Genomic DNA, 23,661 nt, shown 5'->3' with positions numbered 1-23,661 from the left:
GTCCGTCAGATGACGCCTCCGGGGCGCACCCGCACCACCTGCGGGTCGTGGTCGCTGGACTGGTCCGCGAACTCGGCGTTGATGTGCACGATGTCGTAGTCGGCACGGCGCAGCGCGCGGCTGGTCAGGATGTGGTCCAGCACCTGTGAATTGCCGTTGTAGACATAGCCGTAGCGCTCGTCCCCCGGCAGCCGGGTCACCAGGTCGGTCAGCACACCGCCCTTGGTGAGGTCGGCCAGCGCGGGCGAGAACTGGTAGTCGTTGAGGTCGCCCGCGACGACCACGGCCGCCTTCGGGTCGGCGTTCAGCAGCGCCTTGACGAAGGTGTTGACCGCCGTGGCCTGTCCGGTGCGCTGGGTCTCCGAGGGTCGGGCCGGAGGCTGGAAGCGACTGTCCAGACCCTGGTCGCCGCCCTTGGAGTTGAAGTGGTTCGCGACCACGAACACCGGTCGGCCGCGGAAGGAGAACTGCCCGACCAGCGGCTTGCGGCTGGCCTTCCAGACGCCGTTCGCCGGGTCGATACGGCCGGGGGAGGCCGACAGCGTGGCCTTGCCGCCCTTCTTCTCGACCGTCACCGGGGTGGTGGAGTCGCCGCCGGGGATGTCGGTGAAGGAGACCCGCTCCGGGTTGTAGAGGAACGCCACACGGATGTTGCCGCCCGGCTCGCCGCCGTCCTGGTCGTCAACCGGGTCGATCTGGCGCCACTCGTACGAGGGGCCGCCCGCCGCCTTGATCGCGTCGGTGAGCTTCGTCAGCGTGGCGTCGGCGCCCACCACCGAGTCGTTCGTGGCGCCGTTGTCGTCCTGGACCTCCTCCAGCGCGACGATGTCCGGCGAGGCGAGGTGCTCCACCAGCCCGTTGGCCAGCCGGTCGAACTTCGCCTGGGCGGTCTTGGGGGAGAGGTTCTCCACGTTGTAGGTGGCGATGGAGAGTTCGTCCGCCTTCTGCTTGCGGGTGCTCTCCCGCTTCGGGCCGTGGTCGGCCAGGTCGCCCATCGTGGTGGCCGCGAGCGTGTAGCCGCCGAAGTTGTCGTAGTCCAGCGGCCCGGCCGTGCTGCCGGTCAGCGCGTCGCCGACGTCCGCGACGGGGAAGGGGTGCTCGGCGTAGGGGAGGAGGGAGACCACCTTCACCCGGCCCGCGTTGGGGTCGCGGTACGAGCCGTAGAGGGCGCCGCCGCGCGCGGTCCGCCGGTGGCGGGGCTCGGCGGTGACCCACAGCTCCTTGTAGGTGTTGGTCGCGCCGACCACGGGGGCGTTCTCGACCGAGACCCGCATGCCTTCCAGCGACTCGTAGCGGTCCAGGGCGTACGAGCGCGGCCGCAGCGTCAGCCCCTCGATGGAGTCGCCGCCCGCGTCCGGGGTGTAGCGGTCGGGGATCGTGGAGGGGGTGAGCCGGTAGGCGGCGGGCAGCGCATTGCCGGAGGACCGGACCGTCCAGGTGGCCTTGGAGATCTCGGTGAGCGACTGCAGACCGGCGTCCTTGCCGCCCGGGTAGTACTCGGACACCGTCCCGGAGACCAGCACCGAGTCGCCCACGGCGACCGAGGGCGTGGTCGATCCGGTGAAGACGAAGATCGCCTCGCTGGTGGCCGGGTCCCGGTCGGGTTCGGTGTCCTGGATCCAGAAGCCGCGGGACGAGCCGAAGGCGCGTATCGCCGTGACCGTGCCGGGGACCTCGGCCACCCGCTGTCCGGCGAGCGGGGATATCCGGGTGCTGCCCTGGATGTCATGGATGCGGATCTCGGCGGCGGAGGCCGACGAGGGCACGACGAGCAGCCCGGCCGCGAGGGCGGAGGCGGCGACGGCGGTGACGGCGACGGGTCCGCGCGGTGTGCGAAGGGACATGGTGGTGGCCTCCGGAAAGGAGTGAACGGCGAGGAAATCGCCTCTACGCGCGTCAATCTCTTTCCTGGGCGCGGAAGTTGTCAAGGCAGGACGGGTGGCGTGCGGATGGCGGAAGCGGGGCGGGAGCATGAACGAGGGGGCGCCGCCCGCCCCTCGCCCCGGCCGGTTCCCGCGGCCCGTCGGCCGAATTCACCGCCTGTCGCGGTGCGGGATCGGGCGCGGGACCACATCGGGACGAAAGTGCCGTCCCGTTCCGTCTACGCTGGGGTCCGGGCCGTGCCGTGGCGCCCGTGCCCGTACACCCGCATATCCGTATCCCCATGGCTCCACAGCGGGGTCCTGAGACCCATAGCCTCATAGCTCCACAACCCCCGCACAGCTCCACAGCCCCCACAGCCCCATAGCCCCCGCGACTTCCGCGCCCCGAGGAGTGACGTCCGCCCATGCCAGAAGAGCGCCCCACCATGCCGCCCGTGCGGCTACGCACCGACGCGGAACTCGCGCGGGACGCACTCGCCGCACCGCTCCTCGCCCGCGCGGTCCGGCTCGCCCGCTGGGCCGAGCCGGGGAAGCCGGTGGCGTCGGGCGGGGTGCTGCCGGAGAGCGAGCTGCGGGCGGCGATCGAGCTGCTGGGGCTGTCGGGGGACGAGGACGGGCCCGAGCACACGGCGCAGGCGTGGCAGCTCGCCGTCGACACCGGGCTGGTCGAGATCGACGAGTCCGAGGAGGCGTCGGGCGCCGCGGCGGCCGCGGGGTCTGATGGCGACGGCGACGGCGACGGCGACGGTAAGGGTGACGGTGACGGCGCGGACGGCGCGGCGCCGCTCGGGGACGAGTTCTCCGCCCTCGCGATCAGCGGCGAGGAGCTGCGCCTGATCACCGAGGGCGGCCCCCGCGACATCCTGGACATCTGGCTCGACGGCTTCGAGACGGTGCTGGCCGACGCCGCCGCCCCCGATCTGGGCGACATCGCCTCCCAGATCAGCGAGGGCGGTGAGCTCGATCTCGACGCGATCGACTGGAACCCGGAGGAGGAGGCCGAGTTCCTCGACGGGGTGCTGGGCAACCTCTATCTGCTGACCGCCCTGGACGAGGAGGCCGCCGCGGCCTCGGTACCGCTGCCCGCGCTGGCCGCCTCCATGATCGTCCCCGAGGACATGGACGAGCCCACCGACGACATCCTCGAAGAGGTCTCCGAGGCGATGGTGCGGCTGGACGACCAGTTCCGGCTGCTCGCCCCGACCGGCCTCATCGACTACCAGCCGGTGGACGAGGCGCTGATCCAGGAGGTCGACGGCGAGGGCCGGATCCAGGAGCCCGAGACCGCCGAGGAGCTGGAGGACGAGGATGTCTCCCGCTACGGCATGGTGCGGCTCACCCCGCTCGGCATCTACGCCGTGCGGGCCCGGATGATCGAGGCGGGCATCGACGCCCCGGCCGTCGGCGACCTGGCCGACAAGGGCGCCGACATCCTGCTCGACGCCCTCCCCGGCCACCCCGAGCCCGCCGCGCAGGCCGAGGCCGAGCAGTGGCTGGCCCGCCGTACGCCCGAGGAGGCCGCCCGCGAGCTGCTCGCCGCCGCGCGCGGCGACGACGAGGGCGCACCGCTGCGCCGCCTCACCTGCCAGCAGACGCTCTCGCTGGTCGGTACCGAGGCCGAGCCCGCCCTGCGCGAGGTGCTCGACGACCGCCACCTGGGCGGGCTGGCCCGGGTCTGGCTGGCCGAGCACGGGGTGGCGGGCGTCCCGGAGCCGCCGGAGGCGATGGTCTTCTGGCTGACCGTGGACACCCTCGCGGCCCAGCTCGCCACCGAGGGCGACTCGGCGGAACTGCGGGACCTGGTGCGCGGCCTGGTCGACCAGTCCGGGAGCTTCTTCGACTCGGCCTGGCGGGTGGACCACCCGGCGACCGCGGAGGTCCTGGAGGCGATGGGTCGGCTGCACCCGGACAAGCAGGCGGCCAAGGAGGCCCGCAAGGCGGCCTTCAAGGCCCGCTCAAGGGCATAGCCGCGCGGGGCTTCAGCACCGTGGGCGCGGCCGCCGGATCTTGCCGCCTGCGACGGGCTGTTCCCCTCCCCGCCCCTTCCCGAAACTGGGGCTCCGCCCCAGACCCCGGGGCTCTGGTGGGGGTGTGGTCGGGGGCGGCTCCTGTCCGTGCGCGTTGCCGCAGGGTCGGTGTGCGGCTCCGCCGCCTGGTGGGGGTCTGGCCCTGGACCCGGGGTCCAGGGGCTCCGCCCCTGGTATCGGGAAGGGGCGGGGAGGGGAAAGATCCGTCGGGCACCCCCTGGCGGGGCCGGGGCCGGCCCCGCCCCGGGGCCCGTGTGGCGCTCGTGTGTCGCGGCCCGGTGCGGACGTCCGTCCCCGGGGCGGGCCGTGCCGCCGGGCGGCACGCCCCCTCCGCCGCGCCGGAGGCCACGCGCGGGGCCCGCGGTGTCCCCGGCGGGACAGTTGAGCGCTGCCCAGAGCCGTATCGGCCTACGCTCCGTATAAGGGGTCGGCGGTCATTCGTCCGTTGATGTCGCGCTCCGTTCAACTGACGTTCGGCCTGGGACGGGAACGTATGGCCGCAGTCGGAGGACACCATCCTGCGTTCAGGAGAAGACATGTCGCTCAGCCGAAGAGACTTCGCGAAGCGTTCCGCGTACACGGGGGCCGGGGTCGCCCTGGTCGGAAGCGCGGGGGTGCTCGCCACCGCCCCCGGCGCGCTCGCCGCCGAGGCGACCGAAGCGGGCGCCGCGGGCCACCATGGCCACGGTGGCGCGTCGCTCGGCTACGGTCCGCTCGTCGAGGACCCCAAGGGCATCCTGGCGCTGCCCAAGGGGTTCCGCTACAAGATCATCACCCGCACCGGTGAGACGAAGCTGGAGTCCGGCGAGTCCACCCCGTCCAACCACGACGGCACCGCCACCTTCGAGGGCTCGCGCGGTGCGACGCTGCTGGTCAACAATCACGAGCTGGCCGGTCCCCGCAGCGGCTGGCCGCACCCGGTCCCGCTGATCGAGGGGCTGGTCTACGACCCGGCGGCCTCCGGCGGCTGCACCGTCGTCGAGGTCTCCAAGCACGGCGACCATGTCACCGAGTGGGTCGGCATCGCGGGCACCGCCACCAACTGCGCCGGTGGCCGCACCCCCTGGGGCACCTGGCTGACCTGCGAGGAGACCGAGGACAAGGCCGGCCAGAACGGCATGACCAAGGACCACGGCTACGTCTTCGAGGTCGACCCGCACGACCGTAACGCCAACCGCGACCCGAAGCCGATCAAGGCCCTGGGCCGGTACGCCCACGAGGCCGTCGTCGTGGACCCCAAGCGCGGTCACCTCTACCTCACCGAGGACGCCTCCGGCCCGAACGGCCTCCTCTACCGCTGGGTGCCGCCGCACGGCTTCGAGCACGGCCGCGGCAAGCTCGACCGGCTCAAGGACGACGCGGGCGTGCTCCAGGCGCCCAAGTGCTACGACTCGGGCGGCAACTTCGTGGACGACCTGTCCCGCGCCACCAGGACCGGCACGGTCTACGGCGTGGACTGGGAGCCGGTGCCGGACCGCGACGCGAAGACCGTGTCGGTGCGCAAGCAGTTCAAGGACGGCCAGATCACCCGGGCGCGCAAGCTCGAGGGCATGTGGTGGGCCGACGGCGGCGCGTACATCGTCTCCTCGTTCGCCCGTGGGGAGAGCCCGGTCCAGCACGACGGCCAGGTCTGGTTCTACGACCCCAAGCGCCGCACCCTCACCCTCAAGGTGCTGCTCGGCGTCAACCCCGACCCGTCGAAGGACGGCGCCTTCGACGGCCCGGACAACATCACCGTCTCGCCGTACGGCGGTCTGGTCATCGCCGAGGACGGCGAGGGCATCCAGCACCTCTTCGGTGCCACCGAGGACGGCCGGACGTACCCGATCGCGCGCAACGACCTGAACATCGGCACGGCGGAGGAGCCGGAGTTCAGCGAGTTCACCGGCGTGGTCTTCTCTCCCGACGGATCGACGCTCTACGCCAACATCCAGGTGCCGGGCATCATGCTCGCGATCACCGGCCCCTGGCGCCGCCAGAGCTGACGCAGGTCGGTCAGGCCGAAGTGACGATCGGCCGGGAGGGGGAATCCTCCCGGCCCAGGGACGCGTTGACGCAAGGGTGACCTCACGCCTGCGCACCACCCCCTTCTCCATCCTGGACCGCTCCCGTACCCGCCAGGGCCGGGAGCGGTCGCAGGCGCTGCGCGACACCGTACGGTTCGCCCAGCAGGCCGAGGCCCTGGGCTACCACCGCTTCTGGGTCTCCGAGCACCACAGCGTGCCCGGCGTCGCCGGTTCGGCGCCCACGGTGCTGGCATCCGCCGTCGCGGCGGCGACGGTCCGCATCCGGGTGGGCACGGGCGGGGTGATGCTGCCGAACCACCGCCCGCTGGTCGTGGCGGAGCAGTTCGGGGTGCTCGAATCCCTCTTCCCGGGCCGGATCGACATGGGCCTGGGCCGCTCCGTCGGCTTCACGGACGGCATCCGCCGCGCCCTGGGCACCGAGAAGGACGCCGCGCAGGACTTCGGCGCCCAACTCGACGAGCTGCTCGGCTGGTTCACCGGCGAGCAGGGCACCTACCCCCAGGTCCACGCCCACCCGGCGGAGGGGCTCCGGCCGCCCGTCTTCGTCCTGGCCACCGGCGCGGGCGCGGATCTGGCGGCGGAGGCCGGGCTGTCCCTGGTGATCGGCGATCTGCGCGGCCGGGACGAGATGCTGCGCGCGATCGACCGCTACCGCGCGGCCTTCCGCCCCTCGGCGTGGTCCTCCGCCCCGTACGTCGTCGTCTCGGGCAATATCGCGGTCGCCGGCACGGCGGAGGAGGCCCGCAGGCTGCTGCTCCCCGAGGCATGGGCGATGGCCTACTCCCGCACCCACGGCGTCTTCCCGCCGCTGGCCCCGGCTGCGGAGATCGAGGCCCGGGAGATGACCGAGAAGGAGCGCGGCTTCTACGAGCGGGGCCTGCGCGGCCAGTTGTACGGCACGGAGGACGAGGTCGCCGCCGCGCTCGACGAGCTGATCGAGCGCAGCGACGCCGACGAGGTGCTGGTCACCACGAGCACATACGACCGCGCGGCCCTGCTGGATTCGTACCGGCGCCTGGCCCGCGTGGCGGGGCTGTCGGGCGACCTCGACCCCGGGTCTGTCCCCGGCTCCGGCCCCGGCCGGGTGTCAGAGGGCCTTCCCGGCGGGCTTGGCCATGCCGCGCACGGTGCGTGAGTCCACGTACTCACCCATCGCGGTCATCTCCCACTCGCCCGAGAACTGCTTGATCAGCTTCGCCATCATCACACCCGTGCGCGGCTCGGCGTGGGTGAGGTCGAAGCGGACCAGCTCCTCGCCGGACTGGGCGTCGAGCAGGCGGCAGTAAGCCTTGGCCACATCGGTGAACTTCTGGCCGGAGAAGGAGTTGACCGTGAAGACCAGGCCGGTGACCTCGGGCGGGAGGCCGCCGAGGTGGACGGTGATGGACTCGTCGTCGCCTCCGCCCTCACCGGTGAGGTTGTCGCCCGAGTGCTGAATGGCCCCGTTGAGGATGGCCAGCTTGCCGAAGAAGCAGGCGTCGATCTTCTTACGGTCGACACCGAAGGCGATCACGGACGCGTCCAGGTCGATGTCCTTGCCGCGGAAGGCGGGCTCCCAGCCCAGGCCCATCTTCACGGAGCTGAGGAACGGGCGGCCGCCCTTGACCAGCGACACCGTCTGGTTCTTCTGCAGGCTGACGCGGCCCTTGTCCAGGTTGATCTTCCCGCCGGCCGGGGCCGGTGCGGCGGCGGGCGGCGCGGCCGGGGCGGCGGCCGGCGGGGCGGTCGGCATGGGCGGCGGGGGCTGGAAACCGGCGGGCGGTCCGCTCGGCGGGGCCGGCGTCTGGGCGGCGGGGGCGGCCGGTGCGGCGGGCTCCTCGACCGACACCCCGAAGTCGGTGGCGATGCCGGCCAGACCGTTGGCATACCCCTGCCCGACCGCGCGCACCTTCCATGCCCCATTGCGCCGGTAGACCTCCACGATCACCAGCGCGGTCTCGCTGCCCAGCCGCGGCGGGGTGAAGGAGGCGATCACCGCGCCGTCGTCGGCGCCGCGCACGGTGGCGGTCGGCTCGGTGCCCGCGAACGTCGCCCCGGGCGCGTCCAGACTCGCGGTCACCACGATCTTCTCGATATCGGCGGGGACGGCGGCGGTGTCCACGGTGATGGTGTCGCCCGCGCCCGCAGCACCGGCGCGATGCGTCACCCCGGGTCCGGCGGGCTGGTTGTAGAAGACGAAGTCGTCGTCGGAGCGCACCTTGCCGTCGGCGGTGAGCAGCAGGCCCGATACGTCGAGCCGCACCGGAGCGGTGACGTCAACCGCCACGCGCGCGACGGAGAGGGGGAGGTTCGAGCCGGGTGTCATAGCGGTCATGCCCGGGGTAACGAACGTCCCCGCTTTACGGTTCCTTGACCTGCGTCTGACTTCCGTCAAGACCCGCCCGCGGGTCGGCCCGAGGCCGCCTGTGAGCTGTCTGGACGCGGCCGGGCGGTATCCCCGCCGCGGCCGGGCCCCGGTCGCCCCGGTCCGGCTGTCGGTGGCCCCCGCCATCATGGTCCGCATGACGACCGAGCCCGACGCGCTGCGTACCCTGGCCCGCACCCACCTGCCCGCCGACCTCGCAGCCCGCTGGACCGGGCTGCTGCGCCCGGCCGCCCACCTCCGCCCGGCCGGGGCGGCCGATCCGGTCGTCGGCCGGCTCGGTGGGCTGCCCCGGCTGCCCGAGGGCACGGACTGGCCGGTGTGGGAGGGGCGCGGGCCGTTGGGTTTCGTCGCGGAACTGGACTGCGCCGCGCTGCCCGGCGAGGAGCTGGACATACCGCTGCCCGCCGACGGCCGCCTGGCCTTCTTCTACTACGGCGACGAGGACGACGACGCGCTGGTCGACACCGCCGACCCGGACACCTGGGCCGGTGCCCGCGTGCTCCACCTCCCGCCCGCGTCCGCCGACGCGCCCGTACGGCCCGCACCGCCCGGTCTCACCCCCTACCCGGAGCTGCCGCTGACCGTCCATATGGCCCCGAGCGCCCCCGACTTCGATCTGCCCGCGCTGACCGCCGCGTGTGGCGAGGACGCGTTTCCGGACGCGTTCGAGAGGGCGATATGGGACCACCAGAGCGGCGTGGCCCATCAGATCGGCGGCCATGCCCAGGCCGTTCAGGGCGCGGTGGAGATCGTGGTGGCCCATGGCGCTCTGGGCGGGCGGGACGTGTCGTGGGAGGACCCACGGCTCGAGGAGGAGGCGGGACGCTGGGTGCTCCTCGCGCAGTTCGACTCCGACGAGGACGTGGACATGATGTGGGGCGACTGCGGGGCGCTGTACTGGCTGATCCGCCCCGACGACCTCGCCGCGGGCCGCTTCGAGAAGGCCATGTTCACCTGGCAGTGCTGCTGACGGCCTTTGCCGCCCCGGCAAAACACGTTGGGGATCCGTCGGGTGCCGATCGATTCTGCGGACTGATCCCGTCAGGGAGGCCGACCCGTCAGAAAGGCACCCGCCCATGCATGTCTTCGTCACCGGCGCGAGCGGCTACATCGGCGGCACCGTCGCCGTCCGCCTGCTCCGGGCAGGCCACCACGTCAGCGGGCTGACCCGCGATCCGGCCAAGGCCCGGCAGCTCACCCGGCTGGGCATCGAGCCGGTGGTGGGCTCGCTCGACGACGCGGACCTCCTCGCCGCGCGGGCCCGCCGCGCCGACGCCGTGGTCAACGCGGCCGACAGCGACCACCGCGCGGCCGTGGAGACGCTCATCGCCGCCCTGGCCGGATCGGGCAGGGCGCTGATCCACACCAGCGGCTCCAGCACGGTCGGCATCGGCACGGAGGGCGAGGCGTCGGAGGCGATTCACGACGAGGACGTCCTGGACCCGGGATCGGCCTGGGAGCCCGACCACCCCGTCCGGGCGGCCCGCGTCGCCATCGACCGCCTGGTGCTCGGCGCGGCCGAGCGGGAGGTGCGGTCGGCGGTGCTGTGCGACAGCCTGATCTACGGGCAGGGGCGGGGCCCGGGCCGGGACAGCGTCCTGATCGCCGCACTGGTGCGGCAGGCCCGCGCCGGTGGAGTGGTCCGCCATGTCGGCCCCGGGCGGAACATCTGGTCCACCGTCCATGTCGACGACGTCGCCGACCTCTACCTCCTCGCGCTGGAGAAGACGCCCCCGGGCACCTTCTACTTCGTGGAGAACGGTGAGGAGTCGTTCGGCACGATCGCCGAGGCCATCGCCCGCTCCCTCGGCCTGCCCGGCCCCCGTCCCTGGGACCCCGCCGCGCCGGACAACGTCTGGGACCCCCAGTTCGCCCGGCACGCCCTGGGCTCCAACAGCCGCGTACGGGCGCGCCGTGCCCGCGACCTACTCGGCTGGGACCCGCGACACCGCTCGATCACGGACTGGATCCTCCGCGAGCTGCGCTGACCGGTCCGGGCGGCGGCGCGCGGTGGCGGCCGTCACACCGATCACGCACACCGCCATGCCCGCGAGGGCGGTCCACCCGGGCGCGTCCCCGAACATCGCGTAGGCCCACACCAGCGTGGTCGGGGGCGTGAGGTAGATCAGCGCGCTGGTGCCGGTGACGCCGTTGCGGCGCAGGCTCAGCCAGTAGAAGCCGTAGCCGCCGACCGTGGAGAGCAGCACCGTCCAGACCACCGCGGCCCAGAAGCCACCGCCCGACGGTGGCGCGGCATGGCCCCCGACGAGGGCGACCCCGGTGAACAGGACGGCGCTGACGAGGCAGTGGAGCGGTATGGCGTCCACGGGGGCGAACGGCGCCCGCGCCCTGCGTTCGAGGAAGCTCGCGGCCAGCAGTGCCGCCATGGCGGCGAAGGGCAGCCCGTACGCCCAGGCCGGCGCGGCGGCCGGACCCGCCGACAGATCGCCCTGGACGACGAGCGCGACCCCGCCGAGCCCGATCGCCAGCCCCGCCCACTGGCGCGGGCTGACCGTCTCCCCGAGCAGCCGCCCGGCCAGCGCGCCCGCCGCGAGCGGCTGCAGCGCGGCGATCAGCGCGGCGGTGCCGGACGGCACGCCGAGCCCGACCGCCCAGACGATCCCGCCGAGATAGCCGCCCTGCGAGAGCGCCCCGATCGCCGCCTGCTCGGCCAGGGCGCGTGGGCGCAGTCGGCGGCGCCTGAACAGCGCCCAGGCGCCCCCCAAGATCGCCGCCGCGGCGAGGAAGCGCCACATCAGCAGGGTGTCGGCGGGGGCCTCCCGGGTGCCGAGCTGTGCTCCGATGAAGCCGGAACTCCACATCACGACGAGGCCGATGGAGGTGACGGCGGCGCTGACGGGCATGGGATGTCCTCGTTCTGGTTGGGGCCTGGGGCCTGGGGCGTGGGGTCTGGGGCCTGCACCGGGTATACCGATCTGTTTACTCCTTCGTCCACTAGACTAAACAGATCGGTATACACGTCAACCCCGACCCGGAGGTGATCACGGCATGGAAGCGCCTACGGGAGTGCTCACCCCCGCCGCGCGCCGCATCCTCGACACCGCGGCCGAGCTGTTCTACGGGCAGGGGATCAACGCGGTCGGCGTGGATCTGATCGCCAAGCGCTCCGGCGTCACCAAGAAGACGCTGTACGACCGCTTCGGCTCCAAGGAGGCCCTGGTCGCCGCGTATCTACGGGAGCGCGACGAGCGGTGGCGGGCGTGGCTCACCGCCGAGGTCGAGAAGTCACCCCCGGCGGATCGCGCGCTGGCCACGTTCGACGCGCTCGCGCTGTGGGTGGCCCGCGAGAACCCCCGCGGCTGCGGTTTCGTGAACGCGGCGGCCGAACTGCCGGACGCCGGGCATCCGGCCCGGCAGGTGATCGCCGGCCAGAAGCGATGGCTGCGCGGATATCTGCGGCAGCTGTGCGAGGAGGCGGGCGTGACGGCCCCCGGCGAGCTGGCGGACGAACTGCTGCTGCTCCACGAGGGTGCCACGGTGCTGAACGGACTGTCGGTGGTCGCGGACGCGGTCGGCATCGCGCGGCGGCTGGCCGTGCGGGCGCTGGAGCGGGCCAGGTGATGACGCGGTCGAATCGCACAGTCCAGTCTGCTCAGTTTGAACTGGACAGCCTGGACTGAATAAATTACCGTGACGGGCATGACAGAGACCCCTGGTGGCATGTCCGCGTCCGCCGTGCGCGCCGCACACGAGATCCGTGTGGTGATCGGCCGGCTGCGGCGGCGGATCAAGGAGACGTACGACAACGAGGAACTCACCCCCTCCCAGACGTCCGTGCTGAGCAGGCTCAGCAAGGAGGGCCCCGCCTCGGCCAGTGCCCTGGCGGCGGCCGAGCGGGTCCGGCCGCAGTCGATGGCGGCCACGCTCGCCGCGCTGGACGAACGCGGGCTGATCCAGCGGCGTCCCGACCCCGATGACGGGCGGCGGCAGCTGGTCTCGGTGAGCGAGACCGGCGGCGCGTTCCTGGACGACAAGCGGCGGGCGGGCGAGGAGTGGCTCACCCGGGCGCTGGAGAGCGGCTACACGGAAGCGGAACGGCGGACCATCCTCGAGGCGCTGGCCCTGCTGGACCGGCTCACCCGCGTATGAGCGCCCGGCTGGACCGCTTCGCCCGCCTCATGCGGCGACGGACCACGGCGGACGCGGACAAGCCGGCTGCCGACAAGGCGGACGCGGACAAGGGGAGCGCCTTCGACCGGAGGCTCTTGGCCCCGATGATGCTGGGTTCGGTGCTGAACCCGGTCAACTCCTCAATCATCTCGGTGTCGTTGGTGCCGATCGGCGCCGCGTTCGGGGCGCCGCCGTCGCGGACGGCCTGGCTGGTGTCCGCGCTCTACCTGGCCACCGCGATAGGTCAGCCGGTCGTGGGCCGGATGATCGACCTCTACGGACCGCGCCGCCTCTTCCTCCTCGGGACGACGCTGACCGGGATCGCCGGGCTGATCGGGCTGCTGGCCCCGAACCTGGGCATGCTGATCGTCTCCCGCGTGGTGCTCGGATTCGGCACCTGTGCGGGCTATCCGGCCTCGATGTACCTCATCCGCAGCGAGGCCCGGCGGACCGGCCGGGACAGCCCCGCCGGAATCCTCGCGGCGCTCGCGGTGGCCAACCAGACCGTCGCCGTCGTCGGCCCGCCCCTGGGCGGGCTGCTGATCGGGCTCGGCGGCTGGCGCACCACGTTCGCCGTCAACATCCCCCTCGCGGTGGCCGGTCTGATCCTCGGCGCCCGGCGGCTGCCGAAGGAAGGGCCCCCGGCGGAACGCGGCGGCGAGCGCGTCCGGCTGGACCTGCCCGGTATGGCGCTCTTCGCCGCCATGCTCGTCCCGCTGCTGCTGTTCCTGATGGCGCCCCGGGCCGACCGCTGGTACCTGCCCGTCCTGATGGCACTGGCGGCGGCCGGGTTCGCGGTGCGGGAGCTGCGGGCGGCCGAGCCGTTCATCGATCTGCGGGTGTTCGGCGGCAACGCGCCCCTGCTGCTCACTTACGGCCGTGCCGTCCTCACCGCCGTCGTCTCCTACGTCTTTCTGTACGGCTATACCCAGTGGCTCCAGGACGGCCGGGGGCTGACGGCCTCCCAGGCGGGGCTGGCCCAACTGCCGCTCTTCCTGACCGGTATCGCGGTCTCCTCCGTGACCGGCCGCCGTGCCGCCGTGCGCGGCAAGCTGCTGGTGGGCGGCGTGGCGCAGCTCGTCGCGTGCGGCCTGCTGCTCCAGCTCCAGCCGCACAGTGCGGTGTGGTTGCTGATCGCGGTCGCGCTCGTCTTCGGCGTACCGCAGGGGCTGAACAACCTCGCCTTGCAGAACGCGGTGTACCACCAGGCCGATCCGGAACGGATGGGCTCCTCGGCGGGGTTGCTCCGTACGTTCTTCTACCTCGGGGCGATGGTCGCCTCCAGCGCCAACGGGGCTTTCTTCGGTGCCCGCGCCGACACCGGCGGGCTGCACGGCCTGGCCTGGTTCATGCTCGCCGTCGCCGGTCTGTTCCTGACGGTGACGGTCGTGGACCGCTCGCTGGGGCGCATCGGTCCCGACGGTGACTCGTCCGATCCCCCGTCCGACTCCTCTTCTCCGCACGAACCCCAACAGCGAAAGGCTCGATGAACATGACCACGCACCACACCGCTCTGCTCGCGATGGACCTCCAGGCGGCCATGGTGAGCCACATCCAGGACGAGGACTACCTGCCGCGCGTGCGCCGCGCGATCGACGCCGCCCGCACCGCCGGGATTCCGGTTCTGCACGTCGTGGTGGGCTTCCGGTCCGGTCGTTCCGACATCTCCGACCGCAACAAGGCGTTCGGCGGCCTGCCCGAGGGCGTGTTCCGCCCTGGGGACCCGAACGCGGCCATCCACTCCGATGTCGCGCCCCGGCCCGACGAGGCCGTGATCACCAAGAAGCGGGTCAGCGCGTTCGCCGGAAGCGACCTGGAGCTGGTGCTGCGTTCCGGCGGTATCTCCCACCTCGTCCTGGCCGGGATCGCGACCAGCGGTGTCGTCCTGTCCACGCTGCGCCAGGCCGCCGACCTGGACTACCGGCTCACCGTGCTGGCCGACGGCTGCGCCGACTCCGACGAGGAGGTCCACCGGGTGCTCACCGAGAAGGTGTTCCCCCGGCAGGCGGAGGTCACGACGGTGGAGGAGTGGGCCAAGGCGGTGGGCTGAGCAACCCGGGTTGAGCTGCTCGGGCTGAGCAACCCGGGTTGAGCTGCTCGGGCTGGGCAGCTCGGGCTGGGCCGTTCGGCCGGGTGCGGCGCCGTTTCGCGCCTTCGGCGCAGGGGGTGCCCGGTCCGGCCCTCGTCGCCGGGCGGCGGGCCGGTGAGGGCGGGAGCCGGCCACCTGGCCTCGGTAAGCGGCACCCCTACGCACACGGGCCGGCCCGAAACCCTCAACGCGGCACCAGAAACCCTCAACGCGGCCAGATCGGTGGGTTGGTGCAGAACGCGCCGCCGAGGTTCTCGTGGTCGGGGTTGCCCGGCTCCAGCTCGCCCTGTTCGGCGATCAGCTTCGCGGCGTACGGCTCGGAGTCGTCCTGGGGCTCGTACCCCAGGGCGCGGGCCGAGGAGAGGTCCCACCACAGGCGGGTGTTGGCCGAGCTGCCGTAGACCGCGGCGTAGCCCACGTTCTCCGCCGTAAGGGCGGCGTGGAGCAGCCGGGCGCCGTCCGCCGGGCTCATCCAGATCGACAGCATGCGGACCGTCGTCGGCTCGGGAAAGCAGGAGCCGATGCGGATGGCGACCGTCTCGATGCCGTACTTGTCCCAGTAGAACGAGGCCAGGTCCTCACCGAACGACTTCGACAGCCCGTAGAAGGTGTCGGGGCGGCGCGGGGTGTCGAGCGGGATGAGCGGGTCGTCACCGACCGGACGCGGGGTGAAGCCCACGGCGTGGTTGCTGGAGGCGAAGACGACGCGGCGGACGCCCGCCTCGCGGGCCGCCTCGTACAGGTTGTACGTGCCCTCGATGTTGGCCCGCAGGATCTTCTCGAATGAGGCTTCCAGGGAGATGCCCGCGAGATGGATGATCGCATCGACGCCCCGCGCGGCCTCGCGCAGCGCGTCCCGGTCGGACAGATCCGCGGTGATCGCGTCCGGCTCGCCCTCGATGGGGAGCTGGTCGAGGAGCCGCAGCTGGTATCCGTACGGCGGCAGCAGCTCGCGCATCAATGTGCCCATGCCGCCTGCGGCGCCGGTGAGGAGGACGGTGCGGGGAGCGGGCATGGGCGGATCTCCTCCGTGGGGGAATCACATATGGGGTTTTTATATGTGGTTTTTATTCATGTATGCGATTCAGATGCATGGCCACCGTAAGGATCGGCGCAGGAGTCGTCAAGGGTGGGGTGACGCCGCGGAATTCACTGCCGGGTGAGGGGTGTCACCCCGTTGGCGCCCTTGACCGGTGACCGATGGCTGCCTTACGGTGAGCGTGTTCACGAATGTAGATGACAATCAGAAACGTGCACACTGCGTCGGTGGGTGACGGCGGGTCGGTGTACACGACAGGGAGAAGCCCCGTGACCTCAGCTTCACTCGCCGAGCGCCTTGACGGACTGCTGTTCTTCCCCGTGACCGCCTACGGTCCCGATGGCGCCCTGGACCTGGAGATCTACCGCGCGCATATCCGCGCCGGGATCGAAGCGGGGGCGGGCGCCGTCTTCGCGTGCTGCGGCACGGGCGAGTTCCACGCCCTGACGCCCGAGGAGTTCCACGACTGCGTCGTGGCCGCCGTGGAGGAGACCGCCGGGCGGGTCCCGGTGGTCGCGGGCGCCGGGTACGGGACCGCGCTGGCGATCCAGTACGCCAAGCTGGCCGAGCGAGCCGGTGCGGACGGGCTGCTCGCCATGCCGCCGTATCTGGTCGTGGCCGATCAGGAGGGGCTGATCCGCCACTACAGCGCCCTCGCCGGCGCGACCGACCTCGACATCATCGTGTATCAGCGGGACAACGCCGTGCTGGCCCCCGAGTCCGTGGTCCGGCTCGCCAAGGTGCCCGGCATCATCGGCCTCAAGGACGGCCTCGGCGACCTCGACCTGATGCAGCGCATCGTCAGCGCGGTGCGGGCGGGCGCCCCCGACGAGGGTTTCCGCTACTTCAACGGGCTGCCGACGGCCGAGCTGACCGGCCTCGCCTACCGCGGCATCGGCGTGACGCTCTACTCCTCCGCCGTCTTCTGCTTCGTTCCCGAGCTCGCCCTCGCCTTCCACAAGGCGCTCATGACGGGCGACGACGAGACCGTCAACAAGCTGCTCGACGGCTTCTACCGACCGCTGGTCGAGCTCCGCAACCAGGGCCGCGGCTATGCGGTGTCGCTGGTCAAGGCGGGCGTCCGGCTGCGCGGGCTGGACGTGGGCGAGGTGCGCCCGCCGCTGAGCGAGCCCAGCCCCGCCCATGTCAAGGAGCTGGCCGACCTGATCGAGCGGGGCATGGCGCTGGTCGGGGACGGGGACGGGGACGGGGACGGGGCGGTGCGGTGAGGGCCTCCGCCTTCGTCTACCCCTGGGACGTCGTCAAAGACCCGGACGCCGCGCGCCGCATCGCCGATCTCGGCGTCCAGCAGGTGACGCTGGCCTCCGCCTACCACTCCACCCGGGCCCTCACCCCGCGCCACCCCGACCACCGCATCGTCACCGCCCGCCACGCGGCCGTGCTCTACCCGCCGGACGCCGAGCGCTGGCAGGGGCGCGAGCTGCGCCCGTACGAGCAGTCGTGGGTGCCGGGCGACGACCCGTACGGTGAGGCGGCAGCCGCGCTGGCCGACGCCGGTCTCGAGGTCCACGCCTGGGTGGTGCTCGCGCACAACACCCGGCTGGGCGAGGAGCATCCGCGGATCTCCGTACGCAACGCCTATGGCGACCGCTACCCGTGGGCGCCGTGCATCGCCCGCCCCGAGGTGCGCGCCTATCTGGTGGACCTGGCCGCCGAGGCGGCCGTACGGCCGGGCACCCGCGGCACCGAGCTGGAGTCCTGCGGTTGGTACGGGCTGGCCCATCTGCACGCCCACGACAAGATCGGCGGGGTGCCGCTGGGCGGCGCCGGCCAGTATCTGATGTCCCTGTGTTTCTGCGAGAGCTGCGGCGCGGGCTATGCGGAACTCGGGGCCGACGCCGAGGAACTGCGCCAGGCGGTCGTGCGCGCCCTGCGGCCGGTGTGGACGGGCGAGACGACCGCGGACGGCGGTGACCGCGCGGGGGAGTGGGCCGAGGTCGAGAAGCTGCTCGGTGCCGACCACGCCGCCGTCTTCGCGACCTGGCGCAACCGGGTCGCCAGCAGTCTGCGGGGTGAGGCCGTGGCCGCCGTAAGGAGCGCGGCGGAAGCGGACTTCCGGGTTCTGCTGCACGCCGACCCGGCCCCGCACCGGCTCGGCGCCAACGTCGGCGTGGACCCGGCCGATGTGCTGGCCCAGGCCGACGGGGTCGTGCTGCCCTGCGCAGGGGGCGAGGCAGCGCGCTCCGCGGTCCTGCCGCCATTCGTCCCGCACCGGACCGAACGGACCGTGCTCGCCGCCAACTTCACGGTGGTGGCGGGGATGGGCGGCAGCCCGGGGACGTTGGCCCAGGACGCGGCCCACGCGGTGGAGCTGGGCGCCGACGAACTCCGCCTGTATCACGCGGGTCTGGCCTCGGACCAGGACCTCGCGGCCGTCCGCACGGCGCTTGCCGAGCTGAGCTGAGCCGGGGCTGAGCCGGGGCCCGAGCTGCCCTGAACCGAGCACTGAACCGAGCACTGAACCGAGCTGAGCTGTGACCCGGCCCGGTGCCCGCCCAGGTGGCGGGTTTCCGGGACGGGTCGGCGGATTATCGGAAGCGCGAGACCCGCTGGCACCGCCACGATCGAAGGGTGTCGACGCGACGGACCACCCCACACCGCAGAGCCATCACGCTGATGTCCCTGGGCCACGCCTGCGTGGACATCTACCAGGGAGCGGTGGCCGCGCTGGTGCCGTTCTTCGTTTCCGAGCGGGCCTACAGCTACGCCGCCGCCTCCGGTGTCGTGCTGGCGGCCTCGCTGCTGTCGTCCGTGGTGCAGCCGCTGTTCGGGGCGCTCACCGACCGGTGGGCCATGCCGTGGCTGCTGCCGGTGAGCGCGCTGGTGGGCGGTGCGGGCGTGGCGCTGAGCGGAGTCACCGGCTCCTACGCGCTGACCCTGGCGGTGGTCGCCGTCTCCGGTATCGGCGTCGCCGCGTACCACCCCGAGGCCGCCCGGGTGGCCCGGCTCGCTGGCCGGGGCAGCCACACCGCGATGAGCTGGTTCTCCCTCGGCGGCAACATCGGCTTCGCCGCCGCACCGCTCGCGGTCGCCGCCGTCATCGCCACCGGCGGTCTGCGCGCCTCCCCGCTGCTGGCCGTCCCCGCCGTCGCCGGAGCCGCCCTGTGCGCGGCCACGCTACGGGCGCTCAGGGCCCCGGGCGCGGCAATCGGGGCCGCGCGGGCCGGCCGTGGGGGAGAGGGAAGGGACGACTGGCCCTCCTTCCTCCGGTTGTCCGGGGCCATCGTGTGCCGCTCGATCGTCTTCGTCGGGCTGAGCGCGTTCATCTCGCTGTATGTGCGCGAGCGCATCGGCGGGGGCGAACTGACCGGCACGGCCGCCCTGTTCGTGCTCTACGCCGGCGGCGCGGCGGGCACGGTGGCCGGGGGCGGACTCGCCGCCCGCTACGGCCGTATCCCGGTCGTCCAGTGGTCGTACGCCCTGACCGTCCTCGCCGTCGCGGGCGTCGTCCTCGTTCCCGGCCCGGCGCTCTACCTCTGTGTGGCGCTCGCCTCGGCCGGGCTGTACGTGCCCTTCTCCCTGCACATCACGCTCGGCCAGGACTATCTGCCCCGCCGCGTGGGCACCGCGAGCGGCGTCACCCTGGGGCTCACCGTCAGCGTCGGCGGCCTCGCGAGCCCCCTCATCGGCGCCCTCGCCGACGCCACGACCCTGCGCACCGCCCTCGCCCCCCTGATCGCCCTCCCCGCCCTCGGCCGGCTGCTCCTGCGCACCCTGCACGAGCCCGCCCTCCCCGAAGCCCTCACCGGCCGCCCTCACCCGGCGGAAGCCGAGGCGCCCGAGCGGGCCTAGGGGCGGCAGACGGTCCTCGGACCTCGGCGCCGTCGGTCTCCGGCGGCGCCGCCCACCCCGCGTCCCGCATCACCCGTTCCACCGTCTCGGCCAGCGCGCTCGTCGCCGGGATCACCGTCTCGCCCCCGCCCGGCAGCAGGTCAAGCGGCCGGTACCAGCCGCGCATCTCCGGCTCGCCGTACTCGTCCGCCTGCGGCTTCGTGGCATGCCGCCGCAGCGTCTCGGCGAACGGGACGTCGAGGTAGTAGCCGTGGGTACGGCCCAGGTGGTCGTGGCACAGGGCGTCCAGCATCGGGCCGTAGTGCGCGGCGCAGAGGATGCCCTCGACGACGACGTGGAAGCCGTGGTCGAGGGCATAGCGGGCCACGGTGTCGATGAGGCCGATGTTCGCCGCCTCCGGGGTGTCCCGCTCCCGCAGCACGACCCGGCGCAGATTGTCCTGGCCCACCAGCGCGAGGCCGCGTCCGTAGCGGGCGCGCAGCCCGGCGGCGACGGAGGACTTGCCGGACGCGGAGTTGCCGCGCAGCACGATCAGCCGCGTCGTCGCGGAACCCACCCTCATCCGGGCCACGCTAGCGGCGTCGGCGCGTCGGCGCGTCGGCGTCGGCGGCGAGTCGCGGGGCGTGTGCGGGCGATTGCCCGCCGTGTGCGAATTTCTGCCGGAACCGTTGACGAACCCCTGGGACCGCCCTAACTTCATCGCGTCGTACTTCATACGTCATATATGAGACGCGCTATGTGAGATCTGAGAGCAGCCATGGACATCGCCCCGAGCCCGATCCCCTCCCGCACCCAGTACGTGCAGGAGGCGGTCAAGCACGCGATCCTCACCGGGCGGCTGCGTCCCGGACAGGCGCTGGTGGAAGCCGAGTTGGCCGCGCAGTTCGGGGTCTCCAAGACGCCCGTGAGGGAGGCGCTCAAGACTCTCGCGGGGCGGGGGCTCGTGGTGATGAGCGAGTACAAGGGGGCCACCGTCAGGACCGTCGACACCGCGATGGCGCACGCCGTCTACGATGTGCGGCTGCTCCTGGAGCCCGAGGCGCTGCGCCGGACCGTCACCGCGCGGGCCGGGCTGGAGGCCGCCGGTGCCGCGCTGGAGCGGTCGGACGCGGCCGACGATCCGGCCGGGCGGTCGCTGGCCAACCGCGACTTCCACCGGGCGCTCTATCTGCCCTGCGGCAACCCCCTGCTGACCCGGATGCTCGACGAACTGCGGGACCAGGCCGCGCTGGTGTCCGCCGTCGCCTGGCAGGCGGTGCCCTCCTGGGAGCAGGAGGCGCTTGAGCACCGGGAGATCCTGGCCCGCGCGCTCGACGGCGACGCCGACGGGGCGGGCCGCGCCCTGCACGACCACATCGCCTCCTTCGTCCGGCGCGCCTTCCCGGATCGGGAGTCTCCGGATCGGGAGTCTCCGGGCGGGGAGTCCCCCGGCGGGGAGTCCCCGGTCCGGGAGTAGCGCCCGGCGGCTCCGGTCGCCGACCCCAGCACCATCCGAACAGCTCACCCGATGCCGAACATCGAGAGAAAGGGTTCGTATGGACTACTCACCGCTGAGGACGGCGCTCGCGGATGTCGTGGCGATCCCGGTGACTCCGTACGACGCCGACGGCGCCGTGGACCGCGCCGCCTATCGCGCCCTGCTGCGCCGGCTCCTCGACGGCGGGGTCAAGACCGTCACCCCGAACGGCAACACCGGGGAGTTCTACGCCCTCACCCTCGAAGAGCGGCGGCTGGTCACCGAGTTGACCGTCGAGGAGGCCGCCGGCCGGGCCGCCGTTCTCGTCGGCGTCGGCCATGACGCGGCCACCGCGGTCGAGGCCGCCCGCCATGCCCGCGCGGCCGGGGCCGACATGGTGATGGTCCATCAGCCGGTGCATCCCTACGTCGCCCAGGACGGCTGGATCGACTACCACCGCACCATCGCCGAGGCCGTCCCCGAACTGGGCGTGGTGCCGTATCTACGCAATCCGCTCATCGAGGGCGCGGCCATTGCCCGGCTCGGCGAGGAGTGCCCCCAGGTCATCGGGGTCAAGTACGCGGTCCACGACGCCACCCGCTTCGCCGCCGTGGCGCGCGACGCCGGGCTGGACCGGTTCGTCTGGGTCGCCGGGCTCGCCGAGCTGTACGCGCCCTCGTACTGGGCGGTCGGCGCCACCGGCTTCACCTCGGGCCTGGTCAACGTGGCCCCCAACGTCTCGCTCAACATGCTGGGCGCGCTGCGCGCGGGGGACTATCCGGGCGCGATGAAGGTGTGGGAACAGATCCGGCGGTTCGAGGACCTCAGAGCCGAGCGGCAGTCCGCCAACAACGTCACGGTCGTCAAGGAAGCACTGGCCGCGATGGGTCTGTGTCGCCGCGATGTCCGTGCCCCGAGCAAGCCGCTGCCCGAGCCGAGGCGCGCGGAAGTCGCCGCGATCGTCGAGGGGTGGTCGGTATGAGTGCCCCGCGAGTCGGCATGAGCGCCCGTCCCATCGATGGGGGCACCCCGCCGAGACCGCGCAAGCGCCCCGAGGAGCTGCGCAGCCACCAGTGGTACGGCACCGAGGGCCTGCGCTCCTTCAGCCACCGGGCCCGCACCCGCCAGCTCGGCTATCTCCCCGAGGAGCACCTGGGCAAGCCGGTCATCGCGATCCTCAACACCTGGAGCGATATCAACCCCTGCCATGTGCACCTGCGCGACCGCGCCCAGGCGGTCAAGCGCGGGGTCTGGCAGGCGGGCGGCTTCCCCCTGGAATTCCCGGTCTCCACGCTCTCCGAGACCTTCCAGAAACCCACCCCCATGCTCTACCGCAACCTCCTCGCCATGGAGACCGAGGAGCTCTGCCGCTCCTATCCGGTCGACGGCGCCGTGCTGCTGGGCGGCTGCGACAAGTCCACCCCGGCGCTGCTGATGGGCGCGGCCAGCGCCGACCTTCCGGCGGTCTTCGTCCCGGCCGGGCCGATGCTGCCGGGGCACTGGCGCAATGAGGTGCTGGGCTCGGGCACCGACATGTGGAAGTACTGGGACGACAAGCGGGCCGGGCTGATCGGCGACTGCGAGCTGTCCGAGCTGGAGCGGGGGCTGGCCCGTTCGCCCGGCCACTGCATGACGATGGGCACCGCCTCCACGCTGACGGCCGCCGCCGAGGCGCTGGGTGTGACCGTGCCCGGCGCCTCGTCCATCCCGGCCGTCGACTCCGGGCACGACCGGATGGCCGCCGCCTCCGGGTTACGCGTGGTCGAGCTGGTCTGGCAGGACCTCAGGCCCTCGGAGATCCTCACCCGGGAGGCGTACGAGGACGCGGTCGCGACCGTGCTCGCCCTCGGCGGCTCCACCAACGCGGTGATCCATCTGATCGCCATGGCGGGCCGGTCCGGGGTGCGGCTCACCCTCGACGACTTCGACCGCATCGCCCGTACCGTCCCCGTGCTCGCCGATCTGCGGCCCGGCGGCCGGTATCTGATGGAGGACTTCCACTTCGCCGGCGGGCTCCCGGGCTTCCTCTCCCGGCTGACGGACGTCCTGCACCTGGACCGCCCCACCGTCGCCCACCCCACACTGCGCGAACAGCTCGACGGCGCCCTGGTGCACAACCCCGAGGTGATTCGGCCCCGCGACCACCCGCTGGCCGGGGAGGGCGGAGTGGCGGTGCTGCGCGGCAATCTGTGCCCCGACGGCGCGGTCATCAAGCACATCGCGGCCGAGCCCCGGCTGCTCAAGCACACCGGCCCCGCCGTGGTCTTCGACGACTACCGGACGATGCAGGCCACCATCAACGACCCCGCCCTCGGCATCACCGAGGACAGTGTGCTGGTGCTGCGCAACGCCGGTCCGCTCGGCGGCCCCGGCATGCCCGAGTACGGGATGCTGCCGATCCCCGACCATCTGCTCAAGCGGGGGGTGCGGGACATGGTGCGGATCTCCGACGCCCGGATGAGCGGCACCAGTTACGGGGCCTGTGTGCTGCACATCGCGCCCGAGTCGTATGTGGGCGGCCCGCTCGCGCTCGTCCGCGACGGCGATCAGATCACCCTCGACGTGGCGGCGCGGGTGCTGCGGCTGGAGGTGGACGACGCCGAACTGGCGCGGCGCCGGGCGCGGTGGACGGCCCCGCCGCCCCGCTACGAGCGCGGCTACGGCGCGCTCTACCAGGAGCAGATGACCCAGGCCGACACCGGCTGCGACTTCCGCTTCCTGGCCCGCCCCGGGGCGGTGCCCGAACCCTACGCGGGCTGAGCCTCCTCTTCGGCGCCGAATTTTCTTGTACGAGATGCCGAACGACATTCGGTAAGCGCTTCACGGAAGCG

20 protein-coding genes are annotated in these 23,661 nt (G+C 72.6%); 15 read left to right on the top strand and 5 right to left on the bottom strand.

Features of this window, described 5'->3' with window-relative positions:
• Positions 1–5: 5 nt before the first annotated feature.
• On the bottom strand, positions 6–1,844 hold the full coding sequence (locus AS97_RS13520; RefSeq protein ID WP_210564956.1) for an endonuclease/exonuclease/phosphatase family protein: 1,839 nt from the start codon (positions 1,842–1,844) through the stop codon (positions 6–8).
• A gap of 443 nt (positions 1,845–2,287) precedes the next feature.
• Here AS97_RS13520 and AS97_RS13515 point away from each other — a divergent pair, with 443 nt between their 5' ends.
• From AS97_RS13515 to AS97_RS13505, 3 genes are all read left to right on the top strand, one after another.
• A complete protein-coding gene (locus AS97_RS13515; protein ID WP_210564954.1) occupies positions 2,288–3,850 on the top strand; it encodes a hypothetical protein in 1,563 nt (520 codons plus the stop codon).
• A gap of 596 nt (positions 3,851–4,446) precedes the next feature.
• Positions 4,447–5,895: an alkaline phosphatase PhoX gene (locus AS97_RS13510; RefSeq protein ID WP_059144903.1), complete on the top strand. Its 1,449-nt coding sequence runs from the start codon at positions 4,447–4,449 to the stop codon at positions 5,893–5,895.
• Between the two features lie 76 nt (positions 5,896–5,971).
• Positions 5,972–7,072 (top strand): LLM class flavin-dependent oxidoreductase, encoded by a 1,101-nt coding sequence (locus AS97_RS13505; RefSeq protein ID WP_247204359.1) that lies wholly within the window; start codon positions 5,972–5,974, stop codon positions 7,070–7,072.
• Here the strand turns inward: AS97_RS13505 and AS97_RS13500 are convergent.
• A complete protein-coding gene (locus AS97_RS13500) occupies positions 7,025–8,242 on the bottom strand; it encodes a TerD family protein (RefSeq protein WP_059145028.1) in 1,218 nt (405 codons plus the stop codon). The genes AS97_RS13505 and AS97_RS13500 overlap by 48 nt on opposite strands.
• 196 nt (positions 8,243–8,438) lie before the next feature.
• Between AS97_RS13500 and AS97_RS13495 the strand changes: the two genes are divergently transcribed.
• Both AS97_RS13495 and AS97_RS13490 read left to right on the top strand, forming a co-directional pair.
• Positions 8,439–9,272: a YwqG family protein gene (locus AS97_RS13495; protein WP_059145027.1), complete on the top strand. Its 834-nt coding sequence runs from the start codon at positions 8,439–8,441 to the stop codon at positions 9,270–9,272.
• A gap of 106 nt (positions 9,273–9,378) precedes the next feature.
• Positions 9,379–10,290: an NAD-dependent epimerase/dehydratase family protein gene (locus tag AS97_RS13490; RefSeq protein ID WP_210564952.1), complete on the top strand. Its 912-nt coding sequence runs from the start codon at positions 9,379–9,381 to the stop codon at positions 10,288–10,290.
• Here the strand turns inward: AS97_RS13490 and AS97_RS13485 are convergent.
• The gene (locus AS97_RS13485) at positions 10,228–11,166 is read right to left on the bottom strand and encodes a DMT family transporter (protein ID WP_210564950.1); all 939 of its coding nucleotides are present in this window, start codon (positions 11,164–11,166) and stop codon (positions 10,228–10,230) included. The two genes, AS97_RS13490 and AS97_RS13485, sit on opposite strands and share 63 nt — an antisense overlap.
• 145 nt (positions 11,167–11,311) lie before the next feature.
• Between AS97_RS13485 and AS97_RS13480 the strand changes: the two genes are divergently transcribed.
• The 4 genes from AS97_RS13480 to AS97_RS13465 all read left to right on the top strand — a co-directional run bounded on the left by AS97_RS13480 (position 11,312) and on the right by AS97_RS13465 (position 14,483).
• Complete coding sequence (locus AS97_RS13480) at positions 11,312–11,884, top strand: TetR/AcrR family transcriptional regulator (protein WP_210564948.1); 573 nt, start codon at positions 11,312–11,314, stop codon at positions 11,882–11,884.
• Between the two features lie 99 nt (positions 11,885–11,983).
• Positions 11,984–12,412 carry a MarR family transcriptional regulator gene (locus tag AS97_RS13475; RefSeq protein ID WP_086711477.1) on the top strand — a complete coding sequence of 143 codons (429 nt, stop codon included), beginning with the start codon at positions 11,984–11,986 and terminating at the stop codon, positions 12,410–12,412.
• A 29-nt stretch (positions 12,413–12,441) separates the two neighbouring features.
• A complete protein-coding gene (locus tag AS97_RS13470; protein WP_210567209.1) occupies positions 12,442–13,923 on the top strand; it encodes an MFS transporter in 1,482 nt (493 codons plus the stop codon).
• 2 nt (positions 13,924–13,925) lie between these two features.
• Positions 13,926–14,483 carry a cysteine hydrolase gene (locus AS97_RS13465; protein ID WP_059144898.1) on the top strand — a complete coding sequence of 186 codons (558 nt, stop codon included), beginning with the start codon at positions 13,926–13,928 and terminating at the stop codon, positions 14,481–14,483.
• Positions 14,484–14,727: 244 nt separating this feature from the next.
• Here AS97_RS13465 and AS97_RS13460 read toward each other — a convergent pair whose 3' ends face one another.
• Entirely contained in the window at positions 14,728–15,537 is an 810-nt protein-coding gene (locus tag AS97_RS13460; RefSeq protein ID WP_086711474.1) for an NAD(P)-dependent oxidoreductase, read from the bottom strand.
• Between the two features lie 293 nt (positions 15,538–15,830).
• Between AS97_RS13460 and AS97_RS13455 the strand changes: the two genes are divergently transcribed.
• The 3 genes from AS97_RS13455 (at position 15,831) to AS97_RS13445 (ending at position 19,374) form a co-directional block, all read left to right on the top strand.
• Positions 15,831–16,790: a 5-dehydro-4-deoxyglucarate dehydratase gene (locus AS97_RS13455; RefSeq protein ID WP_210564946.1), complete on the top strand. Its 960-nt coding sequence runs from the start codon at positions 15,831–15,833 to the stop codon at positions 16,788–16,790.
• Positions 16,787–17,986, top strand: coding sequence for a hypothetical protein (locus AS97_RS13450; RefSeq protein ID WP_125762118.1), 1,200 nt, complete (start codon positions 16,787–16,789; stop codon positions 17,984–17,986). Before AS97_RS13455 ends, AS97_RS13450 begins: the two co-directional genes overlap by 4 nt.
• Before the next feature lie 212 nt (positions 17,987–18,198).
• Complete coding sequence (locus AS97_RS13445) at positions 18,199–19,374, top strand: MFS transporter (RefSeq protein WP_210567208.1); 1,176 nt, start codon at positions 18,199–18,201, stop codon at positions 19,372–19,374.
• Here the strand turns inward: AS97_RS13445 and AS97_RS13440 are convergent.
• On the bottom strand, positions 19,325–19,936 hold the full coding sequence (locus AS97_RS13440; RefSeq protein WP_247204358.1) for a kinase: 612 nt from the start codon (positions 19,934–19,936) through the stop codon (positions 19,325–19,327). The genes AS97_RS13445 and AS97_RS13440 overlap by 50 nt on opposite strands.
• Positions 19,937–20,131: 195 nt before the next feature.
• Between AS97_RS13440 and AS97_RS13435 the strand changes: the two genes are divergently transcribed.
• From AS97_RS13435 to araD, 3 genes are all read left to right on the top strand, one after another.
• The gene (locus AS97_RS13435; RefSeq protein WP_059144892.1) at positions 20,132–20,830 is read left to right on the top strand and encodes a GntR family transcriptional regulator; all 699 of its coding nucleotides are present in this window, start codon (positions 20,132–20,134) and stop codon (positions 20,828–20,830) included.
• Between the two features lie 79 nt (positions 20,831–20,909).
• On the top strand, positions 20,910–21,812 hold the full coding sequence (locus AS97_RS13430) for a dihydrodipicolinate synthase family protein (protein ID WP_059144891.1): 903 nt from the start codon (positions 20,910–20,912) through the stop codon (positions 21,810–21,812).
• 17 nt (positions 21,813–21,829) lie between these two features.
• Positions 21,830–23,590: an L-arabinonate dehydratase gene (gene araD, locus AS97_RS13425; RefSeq protein WP_086711078.1), complete on the top strand. Its 1,761-nt coding sequence runs from the start codon at positions 21,830–21,832 to the stop codon at positions 23,588–23,590.
• Positions 23,591–23,661 lie beyond the last annotated feature (71 nt).

The organism is Streptomyces sp. AgN23 (genome assembly GCF_001598115.1).
Classification (GTDB): Bacteria; Actinomycetota; Actinomycetes; order Streptomycetales; family Streptomycetaceae; genus Streptomyces; species Streptomyces antimycoticus.
Note: the sequence above shows the minus strand (reverse complement) of the source record. Positions and strands in the feature narration are given on the sequence as shown.